Origin of the sequence: Variovorax sp. V93 (genome assembly GCF_041154485.1) — a bacterium.
Lineage (GTDB): Bacteria > Pseudomonadota > Gammaproteobacteria > Burkholderiales > Burkholderiaceae_C > Variovorax > Variovorax beijingensis_A.
Map to the genome: position 1 here is coordinate 1,222,271 of NZ_AP028670.1, position 18,777 is coordinate 1,241,047.

The window sequence follows — 18,777 nt, forward strand, 5'->3', positions numbered from 1 at the left end:
CCATCCATCCCGCGAGGATCCGAACATGAACGACGGCCGCCACCCTTCCGACCCTGCCCCCGGCGACCGCCAGCTCTCGGAGGGCGCCGAGGTGCTGGTGCGCGAGATCCTCGCCGCGCCGCCCGATGCGCTGCACTGCGAGGTGCTGGTCATCGGCAGCGGCTACGGCGGCGCCGTGGCGGCGGCACGGCTGGCGGGCGCGCTGCCGCTGGACGCGGCACCCGGCATCGCGGCGGGCGCGACACCCGTCAAGGTCTACCTGCTGGAGCGCGGCAGCGAATACCTGCCGGGCGAGTTTCCGGCCAGCTTCGCCGAGCTGCCGGGGCACGTGCGCTTCAGCATGCAGGACGGCAAGCCCGCGCGCGGCAATGCCTCGGGGCTGTTCGACCTGCGCCTGGGCGGCGACGTGAACGCGCTGCTCGGCAACGGGCTGGGCGGCGGGTCGCTCATCAATGCGGCGGTGATGGAACGCGCCACGCCCGACGCCTTCGAGGGCGGCGCATGGCCCGCGGGCCTCGACCTGGCTGCGCTGGCAGAGGGCTACGACAAGGCCGAGGCCATGCTGGCGCCGGAGCAGATTCCCGAGCGCGTCTCGAAGCTCGACTCCCTGCTCAAAGCCGGCGCGCGGCTGCATGCGGCATCGCGCGGCAAGGCCCATGTCGCGATCGCCTTCGCCGACGGCACGCGCACGCCGGCCCAGGTGGCGATGCACCGCTGCCTGCGCTGCGGCGACTGCGTGAGCGGCTGCAACCACCGCGCCAAGAAATCGCTGGACACCAACTACCTGGCGCTGGCCCATGCGCGCGGCGCGCGCCTGTTCACCGGCGGCACCGCGCACCGCATCGCGGCCCTGCCGGGCGGGGCCGGCTACGCGGTCGAATTCTTCTTCACCGACCGGCGCAAGGCGCGCAGCGACAACGCCCGGCCCTACGTGGTGCGCGCGCGGCGGGTGGTGGTGGCCGCCGGCACGCTGGGCTCCGCCGAGCTGCTGCTGCGCTCCAGGGCCGCGGGCCTGCCCGTCTCGCAGGCGCTGGGCGCGGGCTTCTCGGCCAATGGCGACATGATCGCGGCCGCGGCCGGACAGCGCGACGAAGCGCTGTCCAGCGCGCCCGAAGGCGATGCGCCGGCGCAGCGCGGCATCGGGCCGACCATCACCGGGCTGCTGCGCACCTGCGCGGCGCCGGGCGAACGGCCGCTGGTGATCGAGGAGTTCGCCATTCCCGCGCCGCTGCGCCGCCTGCTGGCCGAGGTGGTGACCACCACCGACGCCCTGCAGGCGCTCGCGCAGACGGACTTCGACCTGCATGCACCGGACGAGGCGCGCGATCCGCTGGCCGTGGACGACGACATGCTGCGGCACACGCCGGTCTACGGAATGATGGGCGACGACGGCGCCGCCGGCACCCTCTACCTGGTCGGCCAAGGTACGGGCGACGCGGTGCTGGCCGATGCGCAGGTGCGCGTCGCGTGGGCCAAGGCGGCGGCCCTGCCGGTGTTTGCGGCACAGATGCGTGCGCTGCATGCGGCCCACGACGGCGCGGGCGGGCTCGGCGGGCGCGTGCTGCCCAACCCGCTGTGGCATCCGCTCCCGCCGTTTAGCAGCCTCGAGTCCCTGCTGCCTCCGTCGGGCCCGGTGCTGACGGTGCATCCGCTCGGCGGCTGCCGCATGGCCGACGGGCGCGAGCGCGGCGTGGTCGACGGCTGGGGCCGCGTCCACCATGGCGCGGCTGCGGGGCCGCTGCCCGGCCTGGCGGTGCTCGACGGCTCGATCGTGCCGGTGTCGCTGGGCATCAACCCCTCGCTCACCATCGCGGCACTGGCCGAGCGCGCGGTGCCGATGCTGGCCGCGGACTGGGGCCTGGCGCTGGCCGGATCGCCGCCGCCCCCGGCCTCGGAGCGCCCGCTGCGGCGCGACCTGACACATCCCCGCGCCCCGGCGCCCACGCGCGTCTCGATGCGGGAACGGATGACGGGCCGCGTGCACATCGAGGGGCAGGCCTTCGCGCTGAGCGCCGAGGTGGAATTCGAGCCCGTCGACGTGCCGGCCCTGCGCGCGGCGCCGCGCGCGCTCGCCCAGCCGGCGGTGGTCCTGCGCTTCGGCACGGGCAGGGATGCGCCGACAGCGCGTTGCACCGGCACCGCATCGATGCTGGTGCGCGAGAAGAGCGACAGCATCGAGCGCATCCAGCGCAGCCATCGGCTGGCGCGCAAGAAGCTGCTGGCGCTGGCCGAGGTGCTGCTGTCCGCGCGCACTGCCATGGCGGGCCCGGACGGCGACGGCGGCAACGGCCAGCGCGAGGAAAGCGCCGCCTTCGAAGGCGCCGCCATGGCCGACCTGATGGCGCTGTGCTCCCACCTGGGGCAGGTGCGCCTCATCGTGTACGACTGGACGGTGGAGCGGGCCGAAGCCGGCGCGCCGCTGAAGCAGGGCGACCGGCTGCGGCTCACCAAGCGCATCGCCTTCGTCGAGGGCGGCAACCCGTGGCGGCAACTGAGCGAGGGCGAACTGCAGCGCGTCGGCCCCGAGGGTTCGACGCCGCTGGGCCGCATGGTGCTGGACCCTTCCTACTTCGTCGAGCAGCTGCAGCCGCTGCTGCGCGTCGAGCACCAGCAGGACATGCCGAACCAGCTCGGCGACCTCGCCGAACTGGCGCTGTGGGTGCTGCGCATCGTGCTGCACGTTCACCTGCTGCATTTCGTGCCGCCGCCCGACTCGCCGCAGCGCATCTGGGAGCGCCTGCCCGGCGAGGTGCACGGCGTGCGTCCCGAGCCGGTCGAGCTCGCCGCCGCCGCGGCCGGCCCGGGCCGTGCACCGCCGCGGCTGCTGTCGCGCTACCGTCCGCCGGTGCGCCGCGCGGGCACGCGGCCCGTGATGCTGATCCACGGCTATGGCGCGAGCGGCTCCACCTTCGCGCACAAGAGCATTCCCGGCAACCTGGTGCACAGCCTGCTCGCGGCCGGGCGCGAGGTCTGGGTGCTCGACCTGCGCACCAGCATCGGCTTTGCGGACCGGCCGCGGCCCTACTGGTCGTTCGACGAGGCGGCCGAGGCCGACATCCCCGACGCGCTGCGCACCGTGCAGGCGGCGCATGCGGTGCCCGGCGACCCGGCACCCGTGCAGGTCGACGTGGTGGCGCACTGCATCGGCGCCGCCATGTTCAGCGTGGCGGTGCTGCGGCTGCCCGAGCTGCATGCGTCGATCGGCGCGGTGGTGCTGTCGCAGGTGGGGCCGCTGCTGCGCGCCACCGCCTTCAACCGCTTCCGCGGCTATGTGGCGGGCTACCTGCAGCAGTACCTCGGCACCGACGAGTTCGACACGCGCCCCGCGCTCACGCCCATGAAGCGCCTGCTCGTCGACGGCCTGCTGGCGACCTTTCCCTACCCCGACGACGATGGCGAGGCCGAGCGCCTGCGCCAGGCGCCGGGCTTCGCGGCCGTGCGGCACCGGGCCGACGCCATCTTCGGCCAGACCATGCGGCTGCACAACATCGGCAAGGACACGCTCGATGCGCTCGATTCGATCTACGGCTTCGTGAAAGTGCGCGGCCTCGCCCAGGTCGGCTGCTACGCCCGCGAAGAGGTGCTGACCGACGCCGGCGGGCAGGGCCATGCGGTCGGCTTCGAGCAGCTCGGCCAGCGCTTCGGCTTCCCGGTGCTCATGCTGCACGGGCAGCGCAACGCGGTGTTCGACTGGCGCGGCTCCTACGAGAGCTTCTGGCTGCTGAAGCGCGTGTTCGGCAAGGACGAAGGCCTGCCGCGCGAGCCGCCGCAGCTGCCGGACCCGTCGGACGCTTCGAAGCCTTCCGCGGGCGACCTGTTCCTCGGCGAAGGCACCCCGCACCAGCTGCTGGTGCTCGGCGCCTATGGCCACCAGGACACGCTGATCGGCGAGAAGGCCTGCATCGACGTGTTCCCGCACATCGTGCGCTTCCTCGAGGCCTTCGACACCAAGCCCGGCCCCGGCGAGCCGGTGCCGCCCGACTGGCGGGCCAGCCTGCCGTGGACCGGCCCATGGCTCGGCCATGCGAGCCGCTCGGCGGGCAACGCGGGCCGGCTGCATTGCCGGCTGGCGCTGCGCCCGCCGCCCGCGCACGTGTCGGCGCGCGCCGTGGTCTTCGTGCCGGCGCGGCGCCGCGACGGGCGCTGGTGCTTCGACTTCGAAGGCATGGTGGCGATGGAGACCACGCGCGAGAAGCTCCTGCAGGAGGCGGTGGAGATCGACCTGTTCGACGACCGGCTCGCCGAGTACCAGGGCTTCGCGGTGCTGACGGCGCACGACGACCTGCCCATGGCGCGCGGCCCGATCGAAGTGCTGGGCCGGCGGCTGGCGGCCGGGCTGTTCGCGCAGCCGCAGGACGAGCCCATCGGCCCGATCCGCGAGCAGGTGGTGCGAACGCTGGAGGCGGCCGCCGACGCGCAGCGCGAGCGCGCCGTGGTGCGCCTTGACCCCGCATGGACCGGCGCCGTGCAGCGCGAGGGCGAGCCCGCGCAGGCCTCGCTGTGCTTCGCGCTCGCCAGTTGCCAGTACCTGCCGGGACTGGTCGACTGGCTGCCCGCCCAGGCCTCGTACCGGCGGCTCGCGCAGCGGCTCGAGCAGCTCGCGCCGCCGCACAAGCCGCAGTTGCTGGTGCTGGCCGGCGACCAGGTGTATGTCGACCAGACCGCGGGCCTTTTCGTGCCGGCGGGCGGCGACGACGTCGGCCAGGCCTATGCGCTCACCTTCAGGCTGGAGGCGCTGCGCCAGGTGATGGCCTCGCTGCCGACCTATCCGCTGCTCGACGATCACGAGGTGATGGACGACTGGGAGCCGGAGCCCGGCCTCGATGGCACGCCGGCCGTGCGCGCCGCGCTCGACGGCTACGCCGCGCAGCAGCACAAGGTGGTGCGCGGCAGCGGTCCGCATCGCGACCCGCGTCCCTTCGACTACCGCGTGGCGCCGGCCGGCTTTCCGTTCTACATGCTCGACACGCGCAGCACGCGCCAGCGCCGCGCGCTGCGCCCGGACGCGCAGGCCGCGCCGCTGGAGCAGGCGTCGATCCGCGCCGAGGCCGGGCTGGGCGACCTGAGGAAGTGGCTGGAGGCCGCGCCCGCCGCAGTGCCCAAGTTCATCGTGTCGCCGGTGGCGCTGTTCCCGATGCCGCGCGCCGCCGTCTTCGGCGACCCGGCGCAACGCCTGGGGCTGGACGACTGGAGCGGATACCCGGCCTCGCAGCGCGCGCTGCTCGAACTGCTGCGCGACACCGCCGCGCGCCATGTGGTGGTGCTGTCGGGCGACCGCCACATGTCGAGCGTGTCCAGCCTCTGGCTGCAGGCGGCGGACGGGCCGGTCGAGGTGATCTCGGTCGTGTCCTCGGGGCTGTATGCGCCCTGGACCTTCGTCAATGCGCGGCCCGATGCGTTCTGGCTCGACGGCCGGGTCGAGCTCGGCCCCGTGCCCGGTGCCTTCGGTGCCACCATGGTCACCGCGGCCGTGGGCACCGGCAACGGCTTTGCCGTGGTACAGGTGGAGCGCGGCGAAGCCGGCCATTGGCGCATCGGCGTCACGCTCGACCTGGACGATGGACTCACGCAGTGCCATCGCGAGCTCGATCCGGCCGGCGGCCCCGGCTGGACGGTGGTGTAGCGAGGGGGATCGGGCCGGCGAATCCGGCGCTGGACCAGGCACTCGGCGCCGCATCGGCGCCGTGAGCATTCCCCTCAACGCGCGGGTTCGGGCGGTTCCGGACTTTCCGGCGTGCCTGCATGCCGCGCGCCGCTTCTGCGGCGGCGACCGAACAGCAGGGCCGCGAGCGGGATCGTGGTCAACACGCCGACGGCCACCAGCGTCCATCCGATGTACTTGCGTTGCTCCGGGCTGAGCTTGTCGGAAAGCAGCAGGCCCACTCCCGCTCCCAAGGCGCCGCGGGTCCCGGCCAGCAAGGCGAGCTCGGGCAAATGAACTTCAGTTGTGAACACGGCAGAACTCCTTTCGTGCGAGGGAGCCGTCTTTCAGTATGCGCTGGGGCTGCCGGTCTTGTCCACGCCAGCGCTGCGGTGCTTGTGAAGCGCTCGCGCCGTTCAGGCAAGCCCCCATCCCGCAATCAGGAGCGCGCGCGGCCGCCGGACATGTCGAAGACGGCACCGGTGTTGAAGCGGCTGGCCTCGGTGCACAGCCACGCGACCAGGTGGGCCACTTCGTCGCGCTGGCCCAGACGGCGCAGCGGGCTGTCCTGGATCATGCGATCGACGACGTCCGGGCCGAGGTCGCGGATCATGTCGGTATCGATGGGGCCGGGTGCCACGCAATTGACAAAGACGTTTTCGCTGGCGATCTCGCGGCCCAAGGCCTTGGTGAGGGCGATGATGCCGGCGCTGGCCGCCGAGTAGGCGGTGATGCCCGGCAGTCCTTCCCTGCCAGCCAGCGAGCCGAGGTTGACGATGCGTCCCGAGCGCTGCTGCAGCATGCGGGGGAGCACGGCCTGCGTGACCCGCATCGTGCCAGCGAGGTTCACGTCGACGATGCGCTGCCAGTCGCCGGGGTCGTGGTCCTTGAAGCTCGTTGCGCGGCCGAGATAGCCCGCGCAGTTGACGAGGATGTCGATGCGCTGTGCGTCCCCGAGCTCGGCCAGGCCACGCCGGATGTCGTCGGATCGCGTGATGTCGACAAGAGCGGATCGCGCGCCGGGTACCTCTGCGCGATCCGCGTCCCAGATGCAGACGCCGCATCCGTTGGCGAGAAAGAGTTCTGCAATGGCTCTTCCAATGCTCTTGGCCCCGCCCGTCACAATGGCGAACTTGCCGGCGAGATCGTATGTGTTGCTCATCGGGAGCCTCCCGTACGGCGCCTGTTGCGTCGCGTGACAGGCCGGGCGATCCGAATGCCGGCCTTGCCCTTCTTTATAGCGGTGCGCCGAACGCCGGGCAAGCCGGTCCGGACGACGTGCCTCACCGCGAACTATCCGGTCTTCAAAGGTCCGGCGAGCTTGTAGGTGCTGAGGATGACGCCGGACGGCATCGCCTTCGTGCCGGCGAGTTCGAAGGAACGCGGCGGCGTTCCCTCCGCAAAGAAGCGCTTCCCCGTGCCCAGCAGGACCGGATAGACGATCAGCAGAACCTCATCCACAAGCGCGTGTTCGAGGAGCGCCGAAGTCAGCGTCGAGCTGCCCGAGAGGATGAGGTCCGGCCCGCCATGCGACTTGATGCGGCGAACGCCTTCGACGATGTCCGTTCCGAGCTCCTCGAACGGCCCCCATTCAAGGCTTTCCGGACGGTGGGTGGCGACGTATTTCGTGGCCGCATTGAGGGCATCCGCCATCGGGCTGCGCGGGGCCTTGGGCCAGAAGGCCGACCAGATGTCGTAGGTGCGGCGGCCAAGCAGCAGGTCGAAGCTCTCGCCATACGCGGCGAGGATCGCGTCCCTGCCCGCGGGGGTGCGGTAGGGCGCGGTCCAGTCGCTGTAGGGGAAATCGTCCCCGTCGCGGGAGTGCTGGATCACGCCGTCCAGCGAGATGTGTTCCATGATTCGCAGCTTTCTCATGCGAGTCTCCGTGCAGCGCGATCGCCTGGGGCGACGCAGGGCTCAGGACGCTGCCTTGCAGCCTTCGGGTTTGAACACCCGCGTCGCCGAACCCGGGTACTTCCCGAGCTTGGCGGCCGGCCGCGAGGGGCGCGGCAGCAATTCTCCGCCGCAATTGGGACAGCTCCCGGCGAGGCGCCGGTCGGCGCAGTCGCTGCAGAACGTGCATTCGAAGGAGCAGATGCGGGCATCGGCCGAGTCCGGCGGCAGGTCTCGGTCGCAGCACTCGCACCCGGGGCGCATTTGGAGCATGGGAACCTCGAAAGAGCTTGGGCGGTGGAGCTTAAACGAAGGTGGACCGGCCGGTGACGGCGAGCCTCGGCGCCTGTCGGCCGCTATATTCTCCCTTCAGAGTTGTTCTGTACAACAAAGCAAGAGGAGCCCGTGTCTTGAAGCCATCTCCCAAAAAGCAGGCCGGCCTGGATTTCCCCAGGCCGCTGGTCACCGTCGACGTGGTCATCTTCACCGTGCTGGAGGATGCGCTGAAGGTCGTACTGGTACGCCGCCCGGACGCCGCCGACGATCCTTATCCGGGGCGCTGGGCGCTTCCGGGAGGCTTCATCGACATCGGAAAGGATGCCAGCCTGCTCGACTGCGCGCTGCGCAAGCTGCGGGAGAAGACTGGTGTTGCCGCACCGTATCTCGAGCAGCTGGGCAGCTGGGGCGACGCGCACCGCGATCCGCGGGGCTGGTCGGCCACGCATGCGTTCTTCGCGCTGATGCCGGCCCAGGCGCTCGTGCCCGGCAAGGGTGCGGACGCCGCGCAGGCCGAATGGATGGACGCCGCAGCAGCGAGCCGCAAGCGGCTGGCGTTCGATCATGCGGGGATCCTGGCCAGCGCCGTGGCGCGGCTGCGCAGCAAGGTGGAATACACCTCGCTGCCGGCCTTCCTGCTCAACGAGCCCTTCACGCTGCCGCAGCTGCAGCACACCTACGAGGTCGTGCTGGGCCGCGCGGTCGACAAGAGCGCCTTCCGCAAGCGGATGCTCGATGGCGGCTTCATGGAGGAAGCCGGCACGGTGGAGGGCACCACCGGCCGGCCGGCCATGGGCTACCGGCTGCGCGACCGGTCGCAGGCCGCCCTGTTTCCCCGCACCTTCAGCCCGCGCGACACGGAGCAGCCGGGCGCTTGACTTTTCTCTTCATGGTTGTACAGTACAACCAATGAGAGTTGTACAGTACAACTAAAAAGAGGACGCCATGAAGCAGAACATCCATCTCCTCGTGATCGATCCGCAGAACGATTTCTGCGATCTGCCGGCCGGCTGGCTCGGGACCGACCCCGCCACGGGCGCGCCGCTGCGGCCGGCGCTGCCCGTGGCGGGGGCCCACGCCGACATGCTGAGGCTGGCCGGCCTCATCCGGGAAGGGGCGGGCGGCATTGCCGGCATCACCGTCACGCTCGATTCGCACCACAGGTTCGACATCGCGCACCCCACGTTCTGGCAAGCGCGCGGCGGTGCCGCCGTGGTGCCTTTCACCGCGATCACGGCGGCGCAGGTTCGCGCCGGCGACTGTCTGCCTCGCGACGCCGCGGCCCTGCCGCGCGCGCTGGCCTACCTCGACGAGCTCGAGCGCAGGGGCCGTTACACGCTGATGGTGTGGCCGGTGCACTGCGAGATCGGCAGCTGGGGCCACAACGTGCACGCGGCCGTCAAGGCCGCCTACAACGCATGGGAAGACGCACAGGCCGGCCTGGTGGAAAAGATCGCCAAGGGCAGCAATCCATGGACCGAGCACTACAGCGCCATCCAGGCCGAGGTGCCGGATGCGGACGATCCCGGCACCGCGTTCAACATGCGGCTGGTCGCGTCGCTCGACCGCGCCGACCTGATCGTCGTCGCCGGCGAAGCCAGCAGCCATTGCGTGAAGGCCACCACGGAGCACATCGCCGCCAACCTGCCCTCGGGCAGGCCCGCCAAGCTGGTGCTGGTCACCGACTGCATGAGCCCCGTGACCGGCTTCGAGGCGCAGCACCAGGCCTTCCTGGACGACATGGCCGCACGTGGCGTGCTGCTTCGCACCAGCGCCGAAGTGCTCGCACTGCTGGCGGCCAACGCCTGACGCGAACCTGCCCAAGGAGCACACCATGCAACCGATCATCCACAGTCTGCTGGACACCGACCTGTACAAGTTCACGATGTGGCAGGCCATGCTGCACAGCCACCCGCAGACGCAGGCCGAGTACCGCTTCGTGTGCCGCAACCAGCCGGCCTATCCGCTGGCCGAGCTGCTGGCGGACGTCAATGCGCAGCTCGACCACCTGTGCACGCTGCGTTTCGCGCCCGCCGAACTCGCCTACCTGCGCGGCCTGCGCTACATCAAGAGCGACTTCGTCGACTTCCTGCGCATCTTCAGTTTCCAGCGCGAGTTCATCACCGCTGCGGCCGAGGGCGATGCGCTGCGCATCCGTGCGGTCGGCCCGCAGGTGCACACGATGGCGTTCGAGATCTTCGTGCTCGCGATCGTCAACGAGCTGTATTTCCGCCGCTTCGATGCGAAGTCCGCGCTGGCCGAGGGCCGCCAGCGCCTGCAGGCCAAGATCGAACTTCTGCGCAGTTTCGCGGACGAGCCGGCGGCGCGGCATCCCTTCGAGTTCTTCGACTTCGGCGTGCGCCGCCGCTTCTCGCGCGACTGGCAGCGCGAAGTGGTCGGCACGCTCAAGCGCGAGGTGCCGATGTACTTCAAGGGCACTTCCAACGTGCTGCTGGCCAAGGAGCTGGAGCTGGTGCCCATCGGCACCATGGCGCACGAGTACCTGCAGACCTACCAGGCGCTCGGCGTGCGGCTGCGCGACTTCCAGAACGCCGCGCTGGAAGGCTGGGTGCAGGAATACCGCGGCGATCTGGGCGTGGCGCTGACCGACGTGGTCGGCATGGATGCCTTCCTGGCCGACTTCGACCTGTACTTCGCCAAGCTGTTCGACGGCCTCCGGCACGACTCGGGCGACCCCGTCGCCTGGGGCGAGAAGGCGCTGGCGCACTACGCCAGGCTGCGCATCGATGCGCACACCAAGCGGCTGGTGTTCTCCGACGGGCTCGACCTGCCAACGGCGATCGGGCTGTACCGCACCTTCGCCGACCGCACCCAGACCGGTTTCGGCATCGGCACCCACCTGAGCAACGACGTCGGCCTCACGCCGCTGAACATCGTGATGAAGCTCACGGGTTGCAACGGCCAGCCGGTGGCCAAGCTGTCGGACAGCCCGGGCAAGACGCTGTGCGAAGACCAGACCTTTCTGGCCTACCTGCGCCAGGTCTTCCAGATCGGGGGGTGAGGCCATGCACTGCATCACTGTCGCGCAGCTCAACCCCACCATCGGCGACCTGGCCGGCAACGCCGCGCAGATGATCGAGGCCGCGCGCCGGGCCGCGGCCGCGCAGGCCGACCTGGTGGTCTTCTCCGAGCTGTCGCTCACAGCCTACTACCCGGCCGACCTGCTGGAGGAAGAGGGCTTCATGGAGCGCGTGGACGACGCGTTCGGGCAGCTGCTCTCGGCGTCGCGCGAGATGCCGGCGCTGCACTGGGCGGTCGGCCTGCCGGCGCGGCGCGAGGGCGCGGGCAAGAAGCTCCGCAATGTGCTGCGCGTCATCTGCGCGGGCGAGGTGCGGCTCGAATACGCCAAGCAGCTGCTGCCGACCTACAACGTCTTCGACGAGCGCCGGCACTTCGAGCCGGGCCCCGACGTGGCGCGCGTGCTGCGCATCCGCGACACGCGCGTGGGATTCCTGATCTGCGAGGACGGCTGGAACGACGAGGGCGAGGACTATCTCGTCAATCCCTTCGACCGCATGCGCGATGCCGCGCCCGACCTCGTGGTGTCGATCAACGCGAGTCCGTCGAACATCGGCAAGCGCGAGCAGCGGCACCGCATCTTCGGTGCGGCCAGCCGCCGCAACGGCCTGCCCATCCTCTACGTCAACCAGGTGGGTGGGCACGACCAGCTGGTGTATGACGGAGCCTCGTTCGCGGTCGAGCCGCAGGCCGGCGTGGTGTACGAGGCGCGCCGCTTCGCGCAGGACGTATGCACCTTGCGCTTCGACGATGGCCGCTTCCTCACGCCGGCCGGCGAGGCGCCGCCGCGCGTGCCGCCGCAAGGCCTGCCGACGCTGGAGTTCTATCGCCAGCAGATCGTGCTGGGCCTGCGCGACTATGCGCGGCGCTGCGGCTTCCGGCAGGCGGTGGTCGGCTCGTCCGGCGGCATCGATTCGGCGCTGACGCTCGCGCTGGCGGTCGAGGCACTGGGCGCGCAGAACGTCGTGGCCGTCACGATGCCATCGCGCTTTTCCTCGGTGGGGTCGGTGGACGATTCCGAGACGCTGTGCCGCAACCTCGGCGTGCCGCTCAAGGCGCATGCCATCGCGGACATCGTCGCGCAGTTCGAGCAAGGCTTCGAGACGGCCTTTGGCCAAGGCCTCGAGGGCGTTGCACTCGAGAATTTGCAGGCGCGCGTGCGCGGCACGATCCTCATGGGCCACTCCAACAGCTTCGGCCACCTGCTGCTGACCACGGGCAACAAGTCCGAGATCTCGGTCGGCTACTGCACGCTGTATGGCGACACCAACGGCGGCCTGGGCCTGATCGGCGACCTCTACAAGACCGAGGTCTTCGCACTGTCGCGGCACTTGAACGCACAGGCCGGGCGCGAGCTCATCCCGCAGGCCATCCTCGACAAGGAACCCTCCGCCGAGCTCGCGCCGGGGCAGAAGGATGCCGACAGCCTGCCGCCGTACGAAGTGCTCGACGAAATTCTCAAGCTGCTGATCGAGGGCCGGCGGCTCGCGGGAGAAGAGTACGAACAGGCGCGCACCTTCGTCGACCGGCTGCGCGCCACGCCCGAGGGCGCGGCGCTGGTCGAGCGCATCCGCGGCATGGTGGCGCGCAACGAGTACAAGCGGCGGCAGTCGCCGCCCATCGTGCGGGTCCGGCCGCGGGCCTTCGGCTCCGGCCGCCAGATGCCGATCGCTGCCCGCTGGAACTGAGGACGATGAGATGACAAGCACGAACAAGGCGCCCGATGTCGCCGTCTACATCGGACGCTTCCAGATCTTCCACAACGCCCAGCTGGCGCTGCTGCGCCGCGCGCTCGCGGCCGCGCCCGAGTGTGTGGTGGTGCTCGGCTCGGCCTTCCAGGCGCGCACGCCGCGCAATCCCTTCACCTGGGAGGAGCGCGCCGAGATGATCCGCACCGCGCTGCCGCAAGCCGACCGCCAGCGGCTGAAGTTCCTGCCCGTGCGCGACCACTACGACCCCGCGCGGTGGGTGGCGGCGGTGAAGGAGGGCGTGGCCCGGCTGCATCCGGGCCAGCCTTCGGTGGTGCTGGTGGGGCACCTGAAGGACGCGACCAGCAGCTACCTGCGCGACTTCCCCGGCTGGGCGCTCGACGACGCCGGCAGTCGCGGCGACATCCACGCGAGCGCGCTGCGCGATGCCTACTTCGGGGCCGCCCGCGACGGCTCGCTGGAGCCGGCCCTCGCAGCGCTCGTCGGCCAGGCGCCGGACAGCACGCTGCAGTTCCTGCGCGCCTGGGCCAGCCTGCCGCCTTATGCCGTGCTGGCGCAGGAATGGGAGAGCCTTCGCCGCGAGAAGGCGCTGTGGTCCGGCTCGCCGTACCCGCCGGTCTTCGTCACGGTCGATGCGGTCGTCCAGTGCGGGCGCCAGGTGCTGCTGATCCGGCGCGGCCGCTCGCCCGGCAAGGGCCTGTTCGCGCTGCCGGGCGGCTTCATCGAGCCGCGCGAGACCGTGTGGCAGTCGGCCCTGCGCGAGCTGGCCGAGGAAACCGGGCTGCGGCTGCTGGAGAGCGACATCGAAGCCGCCTTCAAGGCGGTGCAGGTGTTCGACCATCCCGACCGCAGCCAGCGCGGCCGCGTTATCACCCATGCGCACAGGTTCGACCTGGGTCCGCGCCGTCCCCCCGAACTGACCGCCGGCGACGACGCCTCGGACGCCCGGTGGGTGCCCATCGACGAACTGGCCGGCATGGAGGACCAGTTCCATGACGACCACTTCCACATCCTCGACTTCTTCTTCGGATTGACCGCGGATGGCGCGCAAGGCGGTGCCGCATGAACGACCGCGAGCGATACCGCGGCTGCCTCCTCGGGCTCGCCTGCGGCGATGCGGTGGGCACGACCGTCGAGTTCATGCCGCGGGGAACCTTCGAGCCCGTCACGGGAATGGCTGGCGGCGGCCCTTTCCGGCTGCAGCCGGGCGAGTGGACCGACGACACCTCCATGGCGCTGTGCCTGGCGACCAGTCTCGTCTGGCGGAGCGGCTTCGATCCCGTCGACCAGATGAACCGCTACTGCAACTGGCGCAGCGTCGGCTACCTGAGCAGCAACGGCGAATGTTTCGACATCGGCATCACGGTGGCCACGGCGCTGGACCGCTACCTTGTGACCCGCGATCCGTTCGCTGGCGACCCCGATCCCAGGACGGCCGGCAACGGCGCACTGATGCGGCTCGCGCCGGTCCCGATGTACTTCCGCGCCAGCGCGGACCAGACCTTCCGGTTTGCCGGCGAAAGCACGCGAACGACACATGGTGCCCGCGAAGCCATCGATTGCTCGCGGCTCTTTGCGCTGCAGCTGCGGGCAGCGTTGATGGGCGCAAGCAAGGAGCGCATTCTCGCGACCACGGTTACCGAACCCCTGTCCGACAAGGTCGCAGCCATCGCGTCGGGTAGCTACCTTGGCAAGCCGCGCGAGGCCATCAAGGGATCGGGATACTGCGTCGATTCGCTCGAGGCGGCCCTTTGGTGCTTCTTTGTCACCGGTTCGTTCGAGGAAGCCGTGCTGGCAGCGGCCAACCTGGGAGACGATGCCGACACCACGGCCGCGATTTGCGGGCAACTGGCAGGTGCGCACTACGGCGCGTCGTCCATTCCGGCAGTCTGGCTCGGACGATTGGCCATGCGCGGCGACATCGAAAGTCTCGCCGATCAACTGCTGGAATGCGCCGAGTCGTCCTGAGCGCCCCGCAGGCCACTGTCTGCATCCACATGCACTGAAGTGCGCGTCGCCGGGCGTCCTCCGACGGCCCGCCTGAACCCGAACTCCTCGCTTTTCACTTCGTGTGGTTTCCCCCAGCGTGGAAAGACGCTGTGAAGATGCACCATCGTGCAGCCCTGGCGCGCCATGGTCCGGTGGATGAATCTTCATCTGCAGTTTATTTCCTCTCTGGAGACGACGAATGGCCATTCCAAGATCCGGCGCCGCGAGCGCCGCCTTGTTCTGCTGCGTTGCAGCGCTCCTCACGGCCTGCGGCGGCAGTGGCGGCACCCGCGGCTTTCCCATCGTGAGCATTCCGCCGGACACCGGCGCACCGCCGGCGCAGAAGCTGGCCTGCGACGACAGCATGAAGACCCGCTTCGCGCCCGACACCTTGACCACGGTCCTGTTGGTCAAGGCCTTCAGGAAAGGGGACGCGCTGCTGCTCACAGGCACCGCGTCGCCGAGCACGCCGGTCGCGCAGAACGACCTGTGCTTCGTCAAGCTCAATGTCGGCCCAGGCAACCCGGGCGTGGCCAGCGCGCCGTCCACCTCGCCGGGCATCGGCATCGAGATCTGGCTGCCCACGCCGGCCAACTGGAACAGGCGCATCCACGTCAAGGGTGGCGGCGGCTGGGCCGGCGGCACCCAGGGCACCCTCACCGGCATCACGCCGATCTCCGGCAGCGCGGGATCGGCCAGCGACACCGCGGGCGTGGAGGGCGCGGTTTCCGCCACCACCAACACGGGCCATGCCATCAGCAACGGCTCGTTCGCGATGAACCCCGACGGCACCATCAACACGGTCCTGTGGAAGGATTTCTCGGAGCGCGGCATCCACGAGATGGCCGTCAAGACCAAGGCGCTGGCCAAGGCCTACTACGGCGAAGACGCGAAGTACGCCTACTGGAACGGCTTCTCCACCGGTGGACGGCAGGGCCTCAAGGAGGCCCAGGCCAACCCCGCCGACTTCGACGGCATCCTGGCCGGTGCGCCCGCCAACAACTGGACCAAGTTCATCACCACCGAGCTCTATCCGCAGATCGTCGTGCAGCGCGACCTGGGCGGCGTGGCGATCACTGCGGCCCAGCACACGACGGTCTCGAACGCCGCGATCAACGCCTGCGACATGGTCGGCGGCGTTCACCTCGGCTACGTGCCGGACCCGTCCGCCTGTCGCTACGACCCGACCACCGACGCGTCCGTGATCTGCACCGCCGATGGCGGCACCAACGCCACCGCGGGCTGCGTGACACCGGCCCAGGCGCTCGCGTTCAACAAGTTCTGGTACGGCCAGACGGCCGACGGCTCGGTGCCGAACCCCGCGGCCGACAACGGCTTCGCGGCCGCCACCGCGCCTGCGCAGAAGTGGTACGGACTGGCGCGCGGCGCCAGCCTCATGGGCCTGGCCGGCGCCGCGCCGTTTCCCATCTCCAGCGACATGGTGGCGCTCGAGCTGCAGGATCCGACGATTGCGACGCCCAGCTTCCTCAACGCCACGGGCAATGGCGCCGACGGCTGGAAATCGCTCACGTATCCGCAGCTCGCCAACGCATGGGACCGCGGCGTGGCGCTGCAAGGCGCGTTCGCCAACATCAACACCGACAGCGCCGACCTGAGCGCGTTCCGCGACCGCAAGGGCAAGCTGATCTCCTACCACGGGCTCGCCGACACGCTGATCCCGCCGCAAGGCACGATCAACTACTACAGCCGCGTCGCCGCGCAGATGGGCGGCGTCGCGGCCACGCAGGGCTTCTACCGGCTCTACCTCGTTCCCGGCATGGGCCACGGCTTCAGCAACGGCACGTCGACCGCCAATGCGAATCCGCCGCTGCCGACCAACGCGCAGCTCTACGAACTGCTGACCGCCTGGGTGGAAAAGGGCGTCGAGCCGCCGGCGCGCGTGGAAGTGGCGACGGCGGCCAGCGCCAGCTTTCCGGCCGTGAAGTCGCGGCCGCTGTGCCTTCATCCGCTGACGGCGAGCTACACCTCGGGCGACCCCAACCTGGCCGCGAGCTATACCTGTTCCTGAGTTGCGCCGTCTCCCCCGGGGCGTTGCGGTTAGCATATTCGGCTGCATACGGCCGGGGCGAGAATCAATGCGGATACTGCTGGTGGAAGACGACAAGGTGCTGGCCGACGCGCTCTCGCGCGCGCTGGTGCAGTCCGCCCACGCGGTGGACATCGTCTCCACCGGCGAAGAGGCCGACCATGCGCTCGCGCTCGGCATCTACGACCTGGCGATCCTGGACATCGGGCTGCCCAAGCTCAGCGGGCTCGATGTGCTGCGGCGGCTGCGCGCCCGCAAGTCCACCATGCCGGTGCTGATGCTGACCGCCTTCGACACGCTGCAGGACCGCGTGCGCGGGCTCGATCTGGGCGCCGACGACTACCTGGCCAAGCCCTTCGACCTGCCGGAACTGGAAGCACGCGTGCGCGCGCTGCTGCGCCGCAGCACCAATTCCACGCCGTATCTCGAGCACGGCCTGCTGCGCTTCGATACGGTGGGCCGCCGCGTGTTCTACGACAAGAAGCCGCTCGACCTGTCGCCGCGCGAGCTCGCCGTGCTGGAACTGCTGATGATGCGCGAGGGGCGCGTGGTGGGGAAGGAGCAGATGGTCAACCATCTCTACGGATGGGGCGACGAGGTCGGCGACAACGCGATCGAGGTCAACGTCTACCGCTTGCGCAAGAAGCTCGAGCCGCTCGGATGCGAGATCCGCACCGTGCGCGGCATGGGCTACCTGATGGACCGCGGCGATGCGCAAACCTGAGCCCAGGCTGCAGCGCAAGCTGCTGGCCTGGCTGCTCGGTCCGCTGGCCGTGCTGCTGGTGCTGGACACCGGCGCCGCCTACTGGAACTCGCTGCGCTTTTCCAACCTGGCCTACGACCGCGCGCTGTACGAGATCGGGCGCGAGATCGTGCTGCACGTGAAGCTCGACGGCCTGCAGCCGCGGCTCGACCTGTCCGAGGCCGCGGGCAACATCCTGCTGCTCGACCAGGAGGACTTGCTCTTCTACCGCGTTGCCAGCGAGGACGGCAAGGCACTGGGCGGCGATGCGGAAATGCCGCCGCCGCGCCCCGGCGACCCCGCCAGGCCGCGCTTCTACCGCGACACGGTGCGCGGCGAGCCGGTGCGCATGCTGGTGGCCTGGATGCCCATCGGCGGCAACCCCGAGGCGCCGATGGTGCGGGTGCAGGTGGCCGAAACCCTGCACAAGCGCACCCATCTTGCGTGGGAGATGCTGGCCAACGTGGTGGTGCCGCAGCTGCTGCTGATCGTGATGGCCACGGCGGTGGTCTGGTTCGGCATCTCGCGCGGGCTCGAGCCGCTGCAGCGGCTGCGCCGCGCGGTGTCGGACCGCTCGCACCTGGACCTGAGCCCGATCGACATCCACGACGTGCCGGGCGAGGTGCGGCCCCTGGTGGACGAGGTCAACGAGCTGATGGCGCGGCTCGGTCGCACCTTCGATTTCCAGAACCGCTTTGTGGCCGACGCTGCGCACCAGCTGAAGACGCCGGTGAGCGGCCTGAAGGCCCAGATCGAGCTGGCGCTGCGCGAGAGCGACCCCGAGCGCGTGCGCCATTCGCTCGCGCAGCTCTACATCAGCGCCGACCGGCTCTCGCGGCTGGTGCGCCAGCTGCTTTCGCTCGCGCGCAACGAGCCCGGCGCGCTCGACGCCATGCAGCTGCAGCCGCTCGACCTGAATGCCTACGCGCTGGAGGTCAGCATGGACTGGGTGCCACAGGCGCTCAAGCGCGACATCGACCTGGGCTTCGAGGGCGCCGAGCATCCGCTGGTGATCAACGCAGACCGCGACCGGCTGCGCGAGCTGATCAACAACCTGATCGACAACGCGGTGCGCTACAGCCAGGCGGGCGGCCGCGTGACCGTGCAGGTGGGCCCCGGCGACGGCGACCAGTGCCGCCTGGCCATCAGCGACGACGGCCCCAGCGTGCCGGTGGAGGAGCGTGCGCGCATCTTCGAGCGCTTCCACCGCCTGCTCGGCACGCAGGAGGACGGCAGCGGCCTGGGCCTGGCCATCGTCAGCGAGATCGCCACGCTGCACGGCGCGCGCATCACGCTGGAGGAAGACATCGACGGCGTGGGCAACACCTTCAGCGTCTTCTTCCCGCTGCGCAAGGCCTGAGCAGTGCCGCTCAGGCCGCCTTTGTAAGCTGGCTGACAGCTAGCGGACATGTGGCTGACAGCCTGCCGGCAGAAAGGTGAC

Annotated in this window: 14 protein-coding genes; 10 read left to right on the plus strand and 4 right to left on the minus strand. The window is 70.1% G+C overall.

Features of this window, described 5'->3' with window-relative positions:
- The first annotated feature begins 25 nt into the window (after positions 1-25).
- A complete protein-coding gene (locus ACAM54_RS31850; RefSeq protein WP_369651052.1) occupies positions 26-5,623 on the plus strand; it encodes an alkaline phosphatase D family protein in 5,598 nt (1,865 codons plus the stop codon).
- Between the two features lie 74 nt (positions 5,624-5,697).
- On the opposite strand, the gene ACAM54_RS31855 is transcribed toward ACAM54_RS31850, so the two are convergent.
- The 4 genes from ACAM54_RS31855 to ACAM54_RS31870 all read right to left on the minus strand — a co-directional run bounded on the left by ACAM54_RS31855 (position 5,698) and on the right by ACAM54_RS31870 (position 7,807).
- Positions 5,698-5,955, minus strand: a complete 258-nt coding sequence (locus ACAM54_RS31855) for a hypothetical protein (protein WP_369651051.1) — start codon at positions 5,953-5,955, stop codon at positions 5,698-5,700.
- Between the two features lie 125 nt (positions 5,956-6,080).
- The gene (locus tag ACAM54_RS31860; protein ID WP_369651050.1) at positions 6,081-6,803 is read right to left on the minus strand and encodes an SDR family NAD(P)-dependent oxidoreductase; all 723 of its coding nucleotides are present in this window, start codon (positions 6,801-6,803) and stop codon (positions 6,081-6,083) included.
- Positions 6,804-6,934: 131 nt separating this feature from the next.
- A complete protein-coding gene (locus tag ACAM54_RS31865; RefSeq protein WP_369651049.1) occupies positions 6,935-7,516 on the minus strand; it encodes a dihydrofolate reductase family protein in 582 nt (193 codons plus the stop codon).
- Between the two features lie 42 nt (positions 7,517-7,558).
- Positions 7,559-7,807, minus strand: a complete 249-nt coding sequence (locus tag ACAM54_RS31870) for a DUF1272 domain-containing protein (RefSeq protein ID WP_145747712.1) — start codon at positions 7,805-7,807, stop codon at positions 7,559-7,561.
- Positions 7,808-7,944: 137 nt separating this feature from the next.
- Here ACAM54_RS31870 and ACAM54_RS31875 point away from each other — a divergent pair, with 137 nt between their 5' ends.
- The 9 genes from ACAM54_RS31875 to ACAM54_RS31915 all read left to right on the plus strand — a co-directional run bounded on the left by ACAM54_RS31875 (position 7,945) and on the right by ACAM54_RS31915 (position 18,696).
- On the plus strand, positions 7,945-8,688 hold the full coding sequence (locus tag ACAM54_RS31875; protein WP_369651048.1) for an NUDIX domain-containing protein: 744 nt from the start codon (positions 7,945-7,947) through the stop codon (positions 8,686-8,688).
- A 67-nt stretch (positions 8,689-8,755) separates the two neighbouring features.
- On the plus strand, positions 8,756-9,619 hold the full coding sequence (locus tag ACAM54_RS31880; protein WP_369651047.1) for a cysteine hydrolase: 864 nt from the start codon (positions 8,756-8,758) through the stop codon (positions 9,617-9,619).
- Between the two features lie 25 nt (positions 9,620-9,644).
- Positions 9,645-10,832: a nicotinate phosphoribosyltransferase gene (gene pncB / locus ACAM54_RS31885; RefSeq protein ID WP_369651046.1), complete on the plus strand. Its 1,188-nt coding sequence runs from the start codon at positions 9,645-9,647 to the stop codon at positions 10,830-10,832.
- A gap of 4 nt (positions 10,833-10,836) precedes the next feature.
- Complete coding sequence (locus ACAM54_RS31890) at positions 10,837-12,537, plus strand: NAD+ synthase (protein WP_369651045.1); 1,701 nt, start codon at positions 10,837-10,839, stop codon at positions 12,535-12,537.
- Between the two features lie 10 nt (positions 12,538-12,547).
- The gene (locus ACAM54_RS31895; RefSeq protein WP_369651044.1) at positions 12,548-13,624 is read left to right on the plus strand and encodes an NUDIX domain-containing protein; all 1,077 of its coding nucleotides are present in this window, start codon (positions 12,548-12,550) and stop codon (positions 13,622-13,624) included.
- Entirely contained in the window at positions 13,621-14,526 is a 906-nt protein-coding gene (locus tag ACAM54_RS31900; protein ID WP_369651043.1) for an ADP-ribosylglycohydrolase family protein, read from the plus strand. The genes ACAM54_RS31895 and ACAM54_RS31900 overlap by 4 nt, the downstream gene beginning before the upstream one ends.
- Before the next feature lie 220 nt (positions 14,527-14,746).
- A complete protein-coding gene (locus tag ACAM54_RS31905) occupies positions 14,747-16,576 on the plus strand; it encodes a tannase/feruloyl esterase family alpha/beta hydrolase (RefSeq protein WP_369651042.1) in 1,830 nt (609 codons plus the stop codon).
- Between the two features lie 67 nt (positions 16,577-16,643).
- Complete coding sequence (locus ACAM54_RS31910) at positions 16,644-17,318, plus strand: response regulator transcription factor (RefSeq protein WP_015866311.1); 675 nt, start codon at positions 16,644-16,646, stop codon at positions 17,316-17,318.
- Positions 17,305-18,696 (plus strand): sensor histidine kinase, encoded by a 1,392-nt coding sequence (locus ACAM54_RS31915; protein ID WP_192327848.1) that lies wholly within the window; start codon positions 17,305-17,307, stop codon positions 18,694-18,696. Before ACAM54_RS31910 ends, ACAM54_RS31915 begins: the two co-directional genes overlap by 14 nt.
- Positions 18,697-18,777 lie beyond the last annotated feature (81 nt).

What these genes read in the sequence shown, in the direction of transcription:
- ACAM54_RS31850 (WP_369651052.1), top strand. Translation starts at nt 26, where the DNA reads ATGAACGACGGCCGCCACCCTTCCGACCCTGCCCCCGGCGACCGCCAG.
- ACAM54_RS31860 (WP_369651050.1), bottom strand. Translation starts at nt 6,803, where the DNA reads ATGAGCAACACATACGATCTCGCCGGCAAGTTCGCCATTGTGACGGGC.
- ACAM54_RS31865 (WP_369651049.1), bottom strand. Translation starts at nt 7,516, where the DNA reads ATGAGAAAGCTGCGAATCATGGAACACATCTCGCTGGACGGCGTGATC.
- ACAM54_RS31870 (WP_145747712.1), bottom strand. Translation starts at nt 7,807, where the DNA reads ATGCTCCAAATGCGCCCCGGGTGCGAGTGCTGCGACCGAGACCTGCCG.
- ACAM54_RS31880 (WP_369651047.1), top strand. Translation starts at nt 8,756, where the DNA reads ATGAAGCAGAACATCCATCTCCTCGTGATCGATCCGCAGAACGATTTC.
- pncB (WP_369651046.1), top strand. Translation starts at nt 9,645, where the DNA reads ATGCAACCGATCATCCACAGTCTGCTGGACACCGACCTGTACAAGTTC.
- ACAM54_RS31890 (WP_369651045.1), top strand. Translation starts at nt 10,837, where the DNA reads ATGCACTGCATCACTGTCGCGCAGCTCAACCCCACCATCGGCGACCTG.
- ACAM54_RS31895 (WP_369651044.1), top strand. Translation starts at nt 12,548, where the DNA reads ATGACAAGCACGAACAAGGCGCCCGATGTCGCCGTCTACATCGGACGC.
- ACAM54_RS31900 (WP_369651043.1), top strand. Translation starts at nt 13,621, where the DNA reads ATGAACGACCGCGAGCGATACCGCGGCTGCCTCCTCGGGCTCGCCTGC.
- ACAM54_RS31905 (WP_369651042.1), top strand. Translation starts at nt 14,747, where the DNA reads ATGGCCATTCCAAGATCCGGCGCCGCGAGCGCCGCCTTGTTCTGCTGC.
- ACAM54_RS31910 (WP_015866311.1), top strand. Translation starts at nt 16,644, where the DNA reads ATGCGGATACTGCTGGTGGAAGACGACAAGGTGCTGGCCGACGCGCTC.
- ACAM54_RS31915 (WP_192327848.1), top strand. Translation starts at nt 17,305, where the DNA reads ATGCGCAAACCTGAGCCCAGGCTGCAGCGCAAGCTGCTGGCCTGGCTG.